This is a genomic window from Exiguobacterium sp. s34 (genome assembly GCF_018617435.1).
Lineage (GTDB): Bacteria > Bacillota > Bacilli > Exiguobacteriales > Exiguobacteriaceae > Exiguobacterium > Exiguobacterium aestuarii.
The window spans coordinates 599685-613728 of the sequence record NZ_JACSKE010000002.1 but is presented as its reverse complement, the minus strand read 5'-3'; the positions used below and the strand labels follow the sequence as shown (position 1 = coordinate 613728).

The 14044-nt window shown below is 47.1% G+C and carries 17 protein-coding genes; 9 read left to right on the top strand and 8 right to left on the bottom strand.

All coding sequences use genetic code 11. The annotated features are described in order from the left end of the window. Positions 1-114 precede the first annotated feature (114 nt). Positions 115-873 (top strand): transporter substrate-binding domain-containing protein, encoded by a 759-nt coding sequence (locus KNO87_RS06735; RefSeq protein ID WP_214794549.1) that lies wholly within the window; start codon positions 115-117, stop codon positions 871-873. Further along, on the top strand, positions 870-1520 hold the full coding sequence (locus KNO87_RS06730; protein WP_015880920.1) for an amino acid ABC transporter permease: 651 nt from the start codon (positions 870-872) through the stop codon (positions 1518-1520). Before KNO87_RS06735 ends, KNO87_RS06730 begins: the two co-directional genes overlap by 4 nt. A gap of 42 nt (positions 1521-1562) precedes the next feature. Here the strand turns inward: KNO87_RS06730 and KNO87_RS06725 are convergent, their stop codons facing one another. Both KNO87_RS06725 and KNO87_RS06720 read right to left on the bottom strand, forming a co-directional pair. Next, a complete protein-coding gene (locus KNO87_RS06725; protein WP_214789726.1) occupies positions 1563-2660 on the bottom strand; it encodes an ABC transporter ATP-binding protein in 1098 nt (365 codons plus the stop codon). A gap of 104 nt (positions 2661-2764) precedes the next feature. Beyond that, a complete protein-coding gene (locus tag KNO87_RS06720; protein ID WP_260569865.1) occupies positions 2765-3616 on the bottom strand; it encodes a PucR family transcriptional regulator in 852 nt (283 codons plus the stop codon). Positions 3617-3658: 42 nt separating this feature from the next. Here KNO87_RS06720 and KNO87_RS06715 point away from each other — a divergent pair, with 42 nt between their 5' ends. The 4 genes from KNO87_RS06715 (at position 3659) to KNO87_RS06700 (ending at position 7649) form a co-directional block, all read left to right on the top strand. Next, a complete protein-coding gene (locus KNO87_RS06715; protein WP_251126760.1) occupies positions 3659-4777 on the top strand; it encodes a DUF445 domain-containing protein in 1119 nt (372 codons plus the stop codon). Positions 4778-4812: 35 nt separating this feature from the next. Beyond that, positions 4813-5184 (top strand): YlbF family regulator, encoded by a 372-nt coding sequence (locus KNO87_RS06710; protein WP_074032614.1) that lies wholly within the window; start codon positions 4813-4815, stop codon positions 5182-5184. Between the two features lie 133 nt (positions 5185-5317). Further along, on the top strand, positions 5318-7096 hold the full coding sequence (locus KNO87_RS06705; RefSeq protein ID WP_214794547.1) for an SLC13 family permease: 1779 nt from the start codon (positions 5318-5320) through the stop codon (positions 7094-7096). Between the two features lie 61 nt (positions 7097-7157). Next, positions 7158-7649: a hypothetical protein gene (locus KNO87_RS06700; RefSeq protein WP_214794545.1), complete on the top strand. Its 492-nt coding sequence runs from the start codon at positions 7158-7160 to the stop codon at positions 7647-7649. Between the two features lie 37 nt (positions 7650-7686). Here KNO87_RS06700 and KNO87_RS06695 read toward each other — a convergent pair whose 3' ends face one another. The 3 genes from KNO87_RS06695 to KNO87_RS06685 are packed head-to-tail and all read right to left on the bottom strand — an operon-like array spanning position 7687 to position 9996. Further along, on the bottom strand, positions 7687-7905 hold the full coding sequence (locus KNO87_RS06695; protein WP_214794543.1) for a YhzD family protein: 219 nt from the start codon (positions 7903-7905) through the stop codon (positions 7687-7689). Between the two features lie 40 nt (positions 7906-7945). Further along, a complete protein-coding gene (gene dinB / locus KNO87_RS06690; protein ID WP_214794541.1) occupies positions 7946-9037 on the bottom strand; it encodes a DNA polymerase IV in 1092 nt (363 codons plus the stop codon). Between the two features lie 35 nt (positions 9038-9072). Further along, positions 9073-9996: a CorA family divalent cation transporter gene (locus tag KNO87_RS06685; protein ID WP_214794539.1), complete on the bottom strand. Its 924-nt coding sequence runs from the start codon at positions 9994-9996 to the stop codon at positions 9073-9075. An 81-nt stretch (positions 9997-10077) separates the two neighbouring features. Between KNO87_RS06685 and KNO87_RS06680 the strand changes: the two genes are divergently transcribed. Next, the gene (locus KNO87_RS06680) at positions 10078-11037 is read left to right on the top strand and encodes an HD domain-containing protein (protein ID WP_214794537.1); all 960 of its coding nucleotides are present in this window, start codon (positions 10078-10080) and stop codon (positions 11035-11037) included. 49 nt (positions 11038-11086) lie between these two features. Here KNO87_RS06680 and KNO87_RS06675 read toward each other — a convergent pair whose 3' ends face one another. Continuing rightward, entirely contained in the window at positions 11087-12073 is a 987-nt protein-coding gene (locus KNO87_RS06675; protein WP_214794535.1) for a peptidylprolyl isomerase, read from the bottom strand. Between the two features lie 153 nt (positions 12074-12226). Here KNO87_RS06675 and KNO87_RS06670 point away from each other — a divergent pair, with 153 nt between their 5' ends. Beyond that, on the top strand, positions 12227-12565 hold the full coding sequence (locus tag KNO87_RS06670; RefSeq protein ID WP_353047455.1) for a DUF1878 family protein: 339 nt from the start codon (positions 12227-12229) through the stop codon (positions 12563-12565). Here the strand turns inward: KNO87_RS06670 and KNO87_RS06665 are convergent. Together KNO87_RS06665 and KNO87_RS06660 are read right to left on the bottom strand one after the other, a co-directional pair. Next, complete coding sequence (locus tag KNO87_RS06665) at positions 12549-13112, bottom strand: HTH-type transcriptional regulator Hpr (protein WP_015880933.1); 564 nt, start codon at positions 13110-13112, stop codon at positions 12549-12551. The two genes, KNO87_RS06670 and KNO87_RS06665, sit on opposite strands and share 17 nt — an antisense overlap. 61 nt (positions 13113-13173) lie before the next feature. Beyond that, positions 13174-13530: a hypothetical protein gene (locus tag KNO87_RS06660; RefSeq protein ID WP_214794532.1), complete on the bottom strand. Its 357-nt coding sequence runs from the start codon at positions 13528-13530 to the stop codon at positions 13174-13176. Between the two features lie 168 nt (positions 13531-13698). Between KNO87_RS06660 and KNO87_RS06655 the strand changes: the two genes are divergently transcribed. Next, on the top strand, positions 13699-14034 hold the full coding sequence (locus KNO87_RS06655; protein WP_214794530.1) for a hypothetical protein: 336 nt from the start codon (positions 13699-13701) through the stop codon (positions 14032-14034). Positions 14035-14044 lie beyond the last annotated feature (10 nt).

Genomic DNA, 14044 nt, shown 5'->3' with positions numbered 1-14044 from the left:
CTCTAGCGATAGGGTGATGTTTTTTGTTTGACATGAAGACATCGCGCCAGTATGATGAGGTTATTGTTTAAAACCGTGTAATCATATAAGGATTATAGGAAAGGCGGAATCATCATGAAAAAAACATTAACAAGCGTACTCGCAATCGGAGCTTCAGTCGGGCTTCTCGCAGCTTGCGGTAACGAAACAGACAGTGGAGCGGACGAAGCAGTCATCACTGTCGGGACAGAGGCGACATACCCACCGTTCACATATAAAGATAAAGGTGAATTGATGGGATATGACATCGACGTCTTGAACGAAGCGGCAGAACGTGCCGGTTATAAAGTAGAGTACGAGGCAATGGACTTCAAAGGACTCGTTCCAGCACTTGATGCAGAACGCATCGACATGATTGCTAACCAAATGAGCATCACGCCTGAACGTGAAGAAAAGTACGCATTCTCTGACCCGTATGCAGTATCGGGAGCTCAAGTTATCGTTGGATCGGATAACAACGACATTCAAGGAGTAGACGACCTCGACGGCAAATTAGTCGGATCGACGCAAGGTTCGGTCTATGCGCAAATGGCGGAAGAAGCTGGTGCCGAAGTGAAATACTACAAAGGGGCGAACCAAGTGCTTCAAGACCTCGAAGTCGGTCGTCTTGATGCGGCATTGAACGACCGTCTCTTCATCTTGACAGAGCTTGAAAAAACAGGCTATGACGTCAAAGCAGTCGGTGACATCTTCAACACGAGCGAAGCTGGGTTCATGACACGTCAAGATAGCGACGTTCTTGAGAAATTGAACGAAGCACTTGCAGAAATGAAAGAAGACGGTACGATGCAGGAAATCGGTGAGAAGTACTTCGGTGAGGATATCAGTCAATGAATGAACTGATCACGACCGTCATAGATAACCGTTCGGTCTATCTTGAAGCCGTCCAGCTCACGTTGATCGCCAGTGTCCTGTCGATTCTTCTCGCCTTGGCGCTCGGTCTGATCATCGCTCTACTTCATAGTAGTCCGATTAAAATCGTACGGTTGTTCACGCGGACGTACATTTCGTTCTTCCGCGGAACACCGCTCTTACTTCAATTATTGATTTTGTATGTCGGTCTCACTGGGTTCGTGCAACTGAGTGGGATGCAGGCGCTCATCTTCGGACTCGGGTTCCACTTTGCGGCCTATATCTCGGAAGCGTTCCGGGCAGCCATCAACTCTGTCGATAAAGGGCAGGTAGAGGCAAGTGTCGCATTAGGGATTCCGAAAATGAAGCGTTTCAAAGACATCATTTTCCCACAGGCGCTTTCACGCGCCATCCCGCCTGTCTCGAACTCGGTCATCGACATCATCAAGTCGACGTCACTCGGTTCGGTCATCGCGGTTCAGGAGTTAACGTACGTGTCTGACCAAATTGCAGCAACGACGTATTTGGTCATGCCGTTACTCTTGTTCTCGGCTTCGATTTATTGGATCTTATCGACCTTGATTCAAGCCGGTCAACACAAACTCGAACAACGTTACGCGATTCGATAAGAAAAAGCCTCGATTCAGACGAATCGAGGCTTTTTGTATGGCTTAACGGATCACGAGTTCAGTTTCTCCGTCGAAGAAGTGTGCTTTTGTCATATCGAGTGCGAGTTCAACATCGTCACCCATGTGGATGTTCGAACGACCGTCGACACGTGCTGTGAACTGATGTCCACCAAGCTCTGCGTAGAGGTAAGACTCTGATCCCATGAGCTCAGCGACGTCGATGTGCGCTTTGAACGTGTGCGTCGTTGGTGAGTCGAGGTAGATTGGCTCATCATGGATTGATTCTGGACGAATTCCGAGGACGAGTTCTTTTCCGACATAGCCACGGTCACGAAGCGTCTTCATTTTTCCTTCTGGAACGTTGACTTCTTCACCGTTCGTGATGAATTTGCCTTCTGCGAGTGTTCCGCGGAAGAAGTTCATTGAAGGTGAACCGATGAAGCCAGCGACGAAGATGTTGTCTGGATGATCGTATACTTCTTTCGGTGATCCAACTTGTTGGATGAGACCATCTTTCAAGATGACGATACGTGTAGCGAGTGTCATCGCTTCCGTTTGGTCGTGGGTAACGTAAATTGTCGTTGTGTCCAAACGGTTGTGGAGTTGGATAATCTCTTTACGCATCTGTACACGAAGTTTCGCATCCAAGTTTGAGAGCGGCTCATCCATCAAGAAGACTTTTGCGTCACGAACGATTGCACGACCGATGGCAACACGTTGACGTTGACCACCTGAGAGCGCTTTTGGTTTACGCTCGAGGTACTCTTCCAAACCGAGAATACGAGCAGCGTCTTTTACGCGACGGTCAATCTCGTCTTTCGGGAATTTACGGAGCTTCAAGCCGAATGCCATGTTGTCATAAACACTCATGTGCGGATAGAGCGCGTAGTTTTGGAAGACCATAGCAATGTCACGATCTTTAGGAGCGACGTCGTTCATTCGTTTCCCGTCAATGATAAAGTCACCGTTTGAAATCTCTTCAAGACCTGCGATCATACGAAGTGTTGTCGATTTACCGCAACCAGACGGTCCGACGAAGACGATGAATTCACGGTCTTTAATGTGTAAGTTGAAATCGCTGACGGCTTTGACGCCACCATCGTAAATTTTATCAATATGTTCTAAACGAATTTCTGCCATGTCGTTAGCCTCCTAAAGAATCTGTGTGTGTATAATAGCGCTTACAAGAACGATTATATGATGAAACCGCTTGCATTGAATATAGACAAGTTGCACAAAAACCGTTAATCGGATTTGTGCAACGTGACCATGAGTTGAAGGAGACTCGCATCATAAAACTTTCGAGCATCATAACCGGTCGTCTCAAAGAGGCGATCGAGTCGATAATTCAGCGTATTTCGGTGCATGAAAAGTGCTTTCGCCGTATGGGAGACGTTCAACGAGTTACTGAATAACGCCTCGAGCAATTCGATTGTCGATAGATCGAGCATCTTCATGAGTGGAGCGGTAATGTGACTCCGCTCTTTTAAGTCCTGTTCTTGTAGTAAATAATGGTATAATAATTGACTAGCAGGGTAAGTTTTAGTAGACAGACGAGCGTATGGCATGAGCAGTTGATGTTGACGATACACAAGAGCGAGAGAACCTTGTGAACGTTCGCTGTAGACCGCGTGTGCTTCGATGAAACAATCACTCGCAATGGCACGCAACACGTCCTCGAACTCTTGGAGATCGACAAATGAATCTCGTTCGATGAGTTCGATGTGTTTTGTTGTCATCCATACGATTTCAGCATGTGGCATGAAGTCGTGGACGATACTGATGAATGATTCGAACGCTTCCTCTTCCGCTTCTTGAAGCGAGAGAGAAATGAGCCGAAACGATTGGTCAAGACGATACGTCTCATCTTGAAGGCGTTCTTGCCATTTTCGCTGATGTGGGTCGGTCTGAAGGATCGGGGTCGCCCACATGCGGAGCAGTTGCTGTTCACGTTCGGTCAATTCGAATGTCGGGAGCCCAAATATGGTACCATCTTGCGTCTCGAACCAGTCAAGGTCACCAGATGCATCTTCCGACCGATGGACAGCAGTCGGAAAAATCGATTTAATACGATCAAACGTATTCAATACTATCACCTCATCAACAATGTATCATATTTCAGATCGGAGGCTTGCAGTTTGGACGGGTTATTAAAGATTTTACTCATGATTGTGATTGGTGCGACGATTGGGGGCGTGACGAACTTTCTCGCCATCAAGATGTTGTTCCGACCGCATGAACCGAAATATATCGGTTCGTTCCGGATACCTTTTACACCGGGTCTCATACCGAAACGTCGGGATGAATTAGCATCTAGCTTAGGGAAAACAGTCGTCAAACACTTATTGACACCAGAAGGCATGCGAAAGCGATTATTGGATGACCAAGTGACGACGCATATTACGCACTTTGCGCAACAAGAAGTTCAAGCGATGTTACGCTCGGATAAAACGGTTCGAGAACTCGTAGAACCCCTTTACCCGAATGCAGAGGCACGCATCCTCACGTTGGCGGATGACAAGTTACGTGACGAGTTAGCGAGCGTCATGGCTGAAGTGAAAGAGCGGAAGTTGTTTGAATTGCTTGGAGAAGAAGGGATGGACCGAGTTCGGGCAGTCATTCCTGAAATTGTGGAGGCGCTTCTCGTCAAATCGGAAGAGTATTTTTATTCCCCTGAAGGCGAGGCACAACTTCGTCATATGGTCGATTCGTTCGTCCAGCGTCGACTCGGGTTTATCGCAGGCTTTATTCAAAATATGAACTTTGTCGAGATGGTCCGACCAGAAATCGTCAACATCTTACGAGGGCAGTCGACGCGTGACGGTATGACGACGATGATCACGCGTGAATTTGAGCGATTCAGTGAGAAGACGGTTGATACGTTGATCGATGAACGTTTAGAGGCACGACTCATTGATGGCATCACAGAACAAGTCGTCACACGTTTGCCAATCGGGCAATTGTTAGATCGACCGGTCTCGTCTTACACGCAGTCCATTGAAACACGTGTCGTCGACGAACTCGTCCCACAAGGTGTCACCCTTGTCATTGAGCGCTTCACGAATCAAATGGAGACGATTATGGACCGATTGAAAATCGATAAAATCGTTCAGGAACAGGTTCAGTCACTCGACACATCATACCTCGAAGAGATTGTTTTATCGATCTCGAAACGAGAGTTCCGGGCAATAACATGGCTTGGAGCGCTGTTAGGTGGTATGATTGGGTTGATTCAAGGGTTGATTGCCATCTTGTGATGGCCACGCCCTAATAGCATTTAGGAGGACGTTACATGTCACAAACAAACTTGTACGACCAAGCTTACCAATTGGAGAAAGCACTTCGCGATTCTGAAGAGTTCACAACACTCTCTTCTTTATACGATCGTGTCAATGCGGATGCGGAAGCGAACCAGTTGTTCGCTGACTTCCGTAACATCCAAATGACGCTTCAACAAAAGCAAATGCAAGGAGAGGAAATCTCTGAGCAGGAAATGATGGATGCGCAAACGAAAATGATGAGCGTTCAACAGAACGAATTGATCATGGAGCTCATGCAAGAAGAGCAACGCATGCACCAGCTCGTTACAGAAGTAACGAAAATTATCATGAAACCACTTGAGGAGCTTTACGCGCCGATGGTGAATGAAAACGAAGTTCAATAAGATGTGAGGAGCGGATGGCAATCGAGCCATCCGCTTTTTTTGTTGATGAGATTGTCACAAACAACGAAGTAAGCGCTTTCAAATAAGATTTATAATAAATATAGATGGAATAGTGGAGAAAGGGTGAACTGGCATGTGGACCGTGCTCATTTTAGTCGTGATGATTCTCTTTTTCATAACAGGTTGGCTAAGAGCGGACTTGGTCGCATTGATCGGACTTCTCGGTCTCGTCCTGACCGAGCAGCTGACGCCGAGTGAGGCGATGGCAGGATTCTCGAACTCAGTCGTCTTGATGATTGCCGGGCTATTTATTGTCGGAGCTGGATTGTTTCACTCTGGATTAGCTGAACGGTTGGCTTCCATGCTCATCCCATATGCGAATGGAAGCGAGACGCGACTTTTTTATTTGTTCATGTTAACTGTCACCGTTCTTTCAAGCGTGATGTCCAACACAGGGACCGTTGCATTGCTCATCCCTGTCGTCATGGCGATGACTCGACAAATCAAGCGATCTGCGAAAGGGTACCTCATGCCGCTTGCTTTTTTCTCAAGCATCGGTGGAACGATGACATTGATTGGAACACCACCAAACCTTGTCGCGGCTGAATCGCTACGAGGTCTAATCGATGTGCCAATTGGTTTCTTTTCGTTGTTTCCGATAGGTGCAGTCGTGATGTTTGTCGGATTGCTGTACTTTCGTCTGATCGGGAATCGTTTGCTCGATCAAGGTCGTTCAAGAGAATGGGATGAAGGGGGAGCAATCGAATCGATTAACCCGAACGTATATGTCATGTCGATCGACGCGTCGCATCCACTGATTGGCAAACGATTAAATGATTTGAAATGGTCGCATGACGGTGTCATCGTGTTGAAGGAACGGATTAGAGGGATAGGGAAACATTACGAGACCGCGCGTGCCGACACCGTATTACGTGCCGGGTCGTTACTCGTCAGTGGAGATGAGCAGCGAGTCCGTTCTCTCTCCGAACAACAACACATCCCTTTTAAGAAGGTCGAGGCAACAAACGTCTATGACAAGACCGGTGGCATCGTCATGTTTACGGTTCCAGGGTCGAGTCAACTTGTAGGGAGATGTCTCCATGAGAGTCAACTACGTAATGCATTTCATGTGAACGTCTTGCGTGTCATCCGTCCACAAGAAGAAATTGCACAAGTGAGGCTGAAAGATACGCCGCTAAAACAAGGGGACTTGTTGATGGTGCAGGGGAAATGGGAAGATTTAGAGCGAGTTGAACAAGAGACACGATTACTACTCTCGAACGAGCGAGTGACGGACGTGGCGAATCGAACGGTGTCGAGTCATCATCAACTCGCGGCTGGTGTGATCATGGTCATGATGATGACGATGTTCGTGTTTGAATGGGTCGACCCGACCGTCGCGGTTTGGCTAGCAGCACTTGCGATGGTGATGAGTGGAGCCGTACGCCATCTAGACGTTGCGTATCAATCGATTCAATGGTCTTCACTCGTCTTGATTGCGGCCATGATCCCAGTAGGAACGGCGCTGGAGAAGGCGGGTGTCATGGCGTGGCTTGTCGACTGGATCGGACAGTCGTTCGCGGGTTTTGGTCCTGCCTGGGTCCTCGTCGTTTTATTTCTTGCGACAATGGTCCTCAGTCAAATCATCTCGAACACCGCGACAGCTATTTTGTTTATCCCGCTCGCCATCGCCCTGTCGGAATCGATGGCGGTCAGTCCTGTCCCGTTCGTCATCGCCGTCGCCATTTCAGCATCTCTCGCCTTCATGACTCCGTTCGGGTCTCCGACGAATGCGATGGTATTTAGTGTGGGAGACTATCGTTTCATGGATTTCGTCAAAGTCGGTGTCCCGTTGCAACTGCTCACTGGCATCGTCGGAATCCTCATGATTCTTCTTCTCTTTCCATTTTAAGCAGGATTTAGGGGGTGGATAACGAAAGTAAAGTGATCAGGAAATGAAAGGATGGAAGACGATGAAAAAATGGATATTGGTTTTCCTCTGCTTGTTTCTCGTAGCCTGTGGGAAAGAAGAGACGGCCGAACCAAAACCTGAGATGACGGAGAACGGACGGGTGGCCGAACAGTATCTCGAGAAACAACAGTACCCAATCGTCTCATATGAAGGCGAGTATACGAGTACGTTAACCTTAGAAGAGTTGGCGGAAGATCGTGCACGGACCACTTGGGGAGTACAATCCGTGTCACCGGATGAATACGTTGGAAAGACCATATACTATGAAAACTTTACGGTTAAAGATCATCCGATTGGTGAACAATCTCCCGCCGGTCAGACTGCTGTCTCGGTAATGGTCGTGGATGGAGAGGTAATCGGGGGAACGTCATTCCCTGTGACAGACGGATCAGGTTTAGGGAGCGGATATAGTTTGAGCGGAGAATCGTTCGAGGACATTCACGCTGATATTCAGGAATGGCAGGAAGCATGGGACGAGAAATATGGAAATTAAAAAGTAGACCGAGAACAATAATCTCGGTCTACTTTCATTATGATGCCGTTCCTTTCAATTTCCCCGGTAATTTGCAACGTTCAAAATAGATGAGTTGCCCTCGGCGAACAATGCGCGCGCCTTTGTGCTCATGACCTGCGACACGAAGCAAATCGAGCCCTTTTTGTTTGGCTGATTGATCATCGCTCGCTTCGAACATTTCATTCAACACGAGCGTGCCGTCGTTCTCAAATCCCGTCACCGTGTATGTCTCCATTCACATGACCCCCTTTCTCTCTATTTTAATGAATGACCATTCATTCTTCAAGAGAAGGTTTCGTCAGTTCGTCGAATGTCAGTTGACGTGTTGATTCGGTTCGCGGAATCAAGTCGGATACGGTCAGTCCAATCAAGCGGACGGGTTCGGTGACGTTCATCTCATCGAAAAGACGCCTTGCGAGCCTCCGGATTTCGTCGTGGTCATGAGTGGGATGATTTAATTTGATTTGATGACTCCGAGCCTGAAACTCACTCGTCTTTAATTTAATCGTGACGGTTTGACAGCTCAGCTCGCGTCGGTCGAGCTGACGCAAGACATCCTCCATCTCGGGAATGACTCGTTCGAACACTTCTTCTGGGTCGTCGATGTCAAACGCAAACGTCGTCTCCGACCCGATTGATTTGCGTTCCCGTGTGGCGACGACGGGACGCGTATCTCTTCCATGTGCCAATTCATATAATTGTTGTCCGCGATCGTGTCCAAAGATGGCTTTCAGTTGTTCGGGACGAGCTTGTTGGAGGTCCCCGATTGTATGATATCCACTCTTATAAAGTGTTTGAGCTGTCACTTTTCCGACTCCGTGCATCGCTTCGATTGAGAGAGGAGCGAGAAAATCGGCGACATCATCAGACGGTACGACGGTAAGACCGTTCGGTTTGTCAAAACCGGACGCAATCTTCGCGACGAACTTTGAAGGTGCGACACCAGCGGATGCCGTGAGACCGGTACGCCGTTTAATCTCGCCTAAAATATATCGGGCAATATAGGGGCCTGACGTGCTCAACAGCGTATTTTCGGTCACGTCGAGATAGGCTTCATCAAGTGATAACGGTTCGACGAGAGGGGTGACCGACTTAAAAATGTCCATGACCTGCGTGCTAACTTGGCGATAAGCTTGAAAGCGTGGTTTCACAAACGTGGCATGTGGACACAACGCAAAAGCGCGACGTGATGACATCGCGCTGTGTACGCCGTACTTCCTCGCTTCATATGAACAAGTGGCGACGACTCCGCGGCTGTGGGGTGGTCCTCCGACGATGACAGGTTTTCCTCGTAAGTTGGGTCGGTCCCGTTGCTCGACGGAGGCGTAAAAAGCATCCATGTCCACATGAATGATGAGTCGTTCCATAACATCACCTTTCCTGTGCAATTCTCTTTTCTTTATTATAACGAACTTTTGTTCGTTTTTTTAGATTTTTGTTTGACTCGATCACTTGGTGACGTCGTTTGATTCGGGAATTGTAACAGTGAGCCAATCCAATTCTTCCGTTTCAACCATACTTGAATGATGAGCGTGAAGAAAATAATCACAAACCAGGCGAATGCATAGCCGAGGGGCCAGTCCAGTTCAGGGATTTCTTTAAAGTTCATCCCCCACACGGCTCCGAACGCAACGACAGGAGTCGTGAGTGCCGTGAAGACGGTAAGTGCCTTCATGATTTCATTCCCGCGAAAGTTAGAGAGTGTCGAGGCGAGGTCTGTCATCGCGATGACATCACCTTGATAATGATTGATGAGCGTCAATAGTCGGCTCACTCGGTAATCAGCGAGTTGATAAGGTTTTAACGTTTGTAAATCAATATCGAGAAAGGCCTCACGTCCTGCCATGACGAGTTCTTTATAAGGAGTGACAGTGTCAGACCAACGCTCAATCTCGCTTCGGAGCCCGAAAATCTCGTTCATGAACGTGGCGGGTACTTGTCCGGCCATTTCTCGTTGCGCCACGAGAAGTCGTTCTTCAAATTCATCAATCCCATGGAAGTAATTGTTCATCCGTTCGGCGAGCAGTTCATAAAACGCTTCGATTGGTGAGTTGCATGCTTTCGCGAGAACCGACTCGTGATGTAAATCATCAAATCCAATTGTCCATAAAAAATCAGGAGCAATAAAATAATGTCCGATCTTCTGAGGTTCTCGTTCTAACTGTTCGTAGTCGAGGGTGAGTGACCCGTACATATAATCATCCTCAACCACGATTTTTGTGACGCTTGCGGTCGTCAATTGTTCAAGCCAATACGTATAGGCCAGCGCATATCGAGAATCCACTTCCACATAATCCTCAGGGCGTGTGTACCAATCCCATTCCATCATCTATTCCTCCAATTCGCTATAGTAGTAGTATTCCCAAATTGACGGGAATGTTGGCATCTATGGCAAAGTTTCGATAAGATGAAGGTATTGAATAAGAGAGAGGTGCTTTCATTGACGACAAAAATCGGTCAGCTCAAAGTGGGCGACACGCTAGACCAGTATGTCATGATCAAACAATCGTATAAGGGACTTGCCGGAAACGGAAAGCCTTATTTAACATTAATCCTTTGCGACGAGAGTGGCGAAATTGAAACGAAATTATGGGATAGTGCGGATACTGAAAAGTATGCGACGAAAAAAATCGTCCATGCGGCGGGTGAAGTAATGGACTATCGTGGGCGGACGCAATTGAAGTTGAAGCAAATTTCAATTATCGAGCAAGAAGTAGACATCGCCCCGTATGTTCGATCGGCACCGATTCCGAAGTCGGAGCTTGAAACGACGATTCGTGGGTTCATCACATCACTTCAACACGATGAAATCCGACGTCTCGTCGAAGAGGTCGTCAATCGTCACGAAGAGGCATACTTCACGTATCCTGCAGCTGTGCGACATCATCACGCGGTCTATTCAGGACTAGCCTTCCATGTCATGTCGATGTTGAAGCTTGCGGATACGATGTGTGACCTGTATCCGTCATTGAACCGAGACCTGTTGATTGCCGGCGTGATCTTACATGACTTGGCGAAAGTCATCGAGTTGTCGGATGCCATCACACCAGAATACACGCTTGAAGGGAAGTTGCTCGGTCATCTATCGCTCATGTCATCTGAACTCGAGGTCGTGTCACGTGAGCTCGGGACGGACCGGGAAGTGACGACGTTGTTGCAACATCTCGTCTTGAGTCATCATGGGAAGCCGGAATGGGGATCGGCGAACACGCCACAACTCCCTGAAGCGGAGATGCTGTTCTTCATCGACAACATCGATGCGCGCATGAACATGTTCGAAAAAGCGTACGAGGGTGTCGAACCTGGTGCGTTCACCGAACGTGTCATGGCCCTCGATAATCGTGCATTCTATCGCCCGAAGTTATAATTGAAGTTCAAAAAAAGGGGTACTCCATTGCTGGAGTGCCCCTTTATGATTATTGTTCAGTCGATTCTTCTGAAGATTCGTCTGCGTTTTTAATCGCCTCTTTGACAGCATCAAATTGTTGCTCTGCTTTTGCGTCTTTTACGTCAACGTTGTATTTTTCAATCAACTCTGCGTAAATTTTGTTTGCATCGACAGAAGCAGATTTTTCTGTTGCCAACTCTTCACGAATGCGGTCTTTCTCGTCCTCGAGCTTCAAGTCCTTCTCTTTACGATCTGTCACTTTGATGACATGGAAACCGAATTGTGATTGGATTGGCTCAGAGACTTTTCCGACTACATCTTCTTTGAAAGCATATTCTTCGAATTCAGGTACCATCGTGCCTGTAGAGAAGTAACCGAGCTCTCCACCTTTTTCACCAGAACCTGTATCTGTTGATTTTTCTTTCGCGAGTTCTGCGAAGTCCGCACCATCATTCAACTGTTTGATGATGTCTTGTGCTTCTTCTTCTGACTCGACGAGGATGTGGCTAGCTTCCACTTCCACGTTTTCTTTGGCGAACTGTGCTTCGACCTCTTCGTCCGTCACGTCGACAAGTTCAGATTTTGCTGCGTCGACAAGCATTTGTCCACGAAGTGCTTCTTTGAACTCTTCCGTGCCGCTCATGCCGGCTTGTTGGATCGCTTGTTCAAATTCTTCTTTTGAGTTGAATTGTTCTTCTGTCTTGCTGAACTCTTCATCTACTTTTTCTTGTTCGACTTGGTCACCATATTCTTTTTCAAGAAGTGCATTCATTGTCTCTTGGAATGCAAGTTGTGGGACCATGCGGTCGTAGCTCATGTCCGCGATTTCACCGCGTGTGATTTCGCCGCCTTTATATGTGACGACTGCTGAATCGTCTGATTCGCCACCAGCGTTTGTTGCGGCATACGTACCGCCAGCACCGATGATGAGGGCGAGTGCTGATGCACCGACGAGAGCGCCGGTTGAGAATTTTTTATCTTGCTTTTTTGGTTCGTTTGACATTCCGTTTGACATGTATTCCACCCCTAATAATTCTTTAAAGTTTCTAAGTCCGACTATATCACATTTTCCTAATCATGACAGCTGTTCTCTTGTCTGTACAGTATCATAGCACACAATCCTGTCGTATAATGATGTAATAGAATGTGAAATGATGGGGTGAGGGTAGTGTCACTAGAAGAGAAGGTCGAGCATTTATCATATCAGATGAAGATCTTACTCGAGATTGTCGATTGGACGGACCGTCCGTTTGAATATGAAGTGATTCGAGCGAACTTGACGAAGCAAGACGTAGAGGCGTTTTATCAGTTGCTTGAGGATATTCGGGTACGACAAAACGAGCAAATGCGCTATGGATTTACGTCCATAGAGCCGTTGCTCGTCCATTTTGTAGGCATGTTAGATTCGAGGCTCGACGTTAAAACGATTCTTGGGGCATGCGTCCGTCAAGGAATCGAGTTAGACGTCACAGAGCCACTCTATCGGCAGGTTAGGCTTCTTGACTGAGTTCATCCTCATCAGGACGTCTGCCTGCCTCTTCTGTGATCATTTTTGATGTTTCAGCAAAGATGTCCATGAAGTTGTCCCCATATAAACGACGAACGATCGCTGTCATGTCTGTTAAGTCAGGGAACTTCCCGTAAAGCTCTTGAAGTGGGAGCGAGGCGCGGAATACGCCGTTTCCTTCCGGGTCAAATGCGTGAATCGTTTCAAGCAACAACGATTCTCCTTCAGGTGTCAATTGGACGTACGTATTTCGCTTGTCCGTCTCCTTTTTAGAAAACGTAAGTAATCCACGATCTTCTAACTTCTTCGAGAAGTTGAAAGCGGTCGAGACGTGCATGACGCCATATTTTGCAATTTCAGAGATCGATGCGCCGCCTAACGCGTGGGCAATCCATAAGATATGATGCTCATTGATATTTAAATCGAATGGTTTAATCCAGTTTTGCCAGTCTTTTTCGACGGTTTTCCACAAAGCCTTACTCAATTGAATAATTTTGTGGCTATAGAGCATGGCCTCAGGGCCAGTGAATTCTTTTTCGTGTTCCATCTCGATCCATCCTTTCCGGATAAAAAGTCAAAAGTAAACGACGGACGATGACCTCAAACACTTACGGTGTTTGATTGACGGTGTTGTCAGTCATAGTAGACTGTACGTTCGAGAGTTCCTGAAGGTTCCCTTGGATTCGCTCGACTGAAGGCTGAATGTCTTGTTGATAGCGTTCGACTTCGGCTTTCACTTGATCAGTCAATTCTTTTCCTTGCAGTTTACCTGCGGCGGCAACTTGCGATGCATGTTTCGCCACATTCCCAAATTGTTCTTTTAGCGTAGTGATTGTGGATGCTCGATGTTGTTGAGCAGCAGCATCATTTGCGGTACCTCTCGCCAATTTTTTAAATGTGGCGACTCCTAAAAATGCTAAAACAAAGCCGAAAGCAATCCAATCTCGACGTTGGCGACTCGACAATTCATTCCCCTCCTCAAGCTCGGATAATCAGAATTACATTCTTTTCATATTATTTTACCAAAAAAGAGTGATTGAAAACCTATATCGCAAATAAAATTTTTCAGAACATTCATTTTTGACCGAAAAATCATTTTATTTTAAAATACAGGTAAAGGAAGGTGATCCTCAGTGGAGAAAGCGAAGCGTTGGGTAGATGATATGCTTGACCTGTATCTCGCTGCAAAACAACTGGGAGATGACACTTGGGCCGACTCCATAATGAACACACTCGAGGCGGGGTATGAAGCGTCGAAACAAACAGAACAGGCACGCGAAGAATCGATGCGAGAAAAACGTGTGCTTGAAATAGATACCCGTCTAACTGAATTACGAAAAGAATTCGAACAAGCGACATCTGTCAAAACGCGTCAACAGTTATATGAAGTGGCGATCAAACTTCAGGTCGAGCGAGCGCAATTAGAAGAAGAGCGGAAGCGTCATCGGGATTCCATTAATCAATCATAAAGAGAGACCC

Bases quoted from the DNA above. Each gene is read 5' to 3' on its own strand.
- dinB (WP_214794541.1), bottom strand. From the start codon at position 9,037: ATGGAACGACTCATCATTCATGTGGACATGGATGCTTTTTACGCCTCC.
- KNO87_RS06725 (WP_214789726.1), bottom strand. From the start codon at position 2,660: ATGGCAGAAATTCGTTTAGAACATATTGATAAAATTTACGATGGTGGC.
- KNO87_RS06680 (WP_214794537.1), top strand. From the start codon at position 10,078: ATGAAGGTATTGAATAAGAGAGAGGTGCTTTCATTGACGACAAAAATC.
- KNO87_RS06675 (WP_214794535.1), bottom strand. From the start codon at position 12,073: ATGTCAAACGGAATGTCAAACGAACCAAAAAAGCAAGATAAAAAATTC.
- KNO87_RS06710 (WP_074032614.1), top strand. From the start codon at position 4,813: ATGTCACAAACAAACTTGTACGACCAAGCTTACCAATTGGAGAAAGCA.
- KNO87_RS06735 (WP_214794549.1), top strand. From the start codon at position 115: ATGAAAAAAACATTAACAAGCGTACTCGCAATCGGAGCTTCAGTCGGG.
- KNO87_RS06730 (WP_015880920.1), top strand. From the start codon at position 870: ATGAATGAACTGATCACGACCGTCATAGATAACCGTTCGGTCTATCTT.
- KNO87_RS06665 (WP_015880933.1), bottom strand. From the start codon at position 13,112: ATGGAACACGAAAAAGAATTCACTGGCCCTGAGGCCATGCTCTATAGC.
- KNO87_RS06705 (WP_214794547.1), top strand. From the start codon at position 5,318: ATGTGGACCGTGCTCATTTTAGTCGTGATGATTCTCTTTTTCATAACA.
- KNO87_RS06700 (WP_214794545.1), top strand. From the start codon at position 7,158: ATGAAAAAATGGATATTGGTTTTCCTCTGCTTGTTTCTCGTAGCCTGT.
- KNO87_RS06695 (WP_214794543.1), bottom strand. From the start codon at position 7,905: ATGGAGACATACACGGTGACGGGATTTGAGAACGACGGCACGCTCGTG.
- KNO87_RS06685 (WP_214794539.1), bottom strand. From the start codon at position 9,996: ATGGAATGGGATTGGTACACACGCCCTGAGGATTATGTGGAAGTGGAT.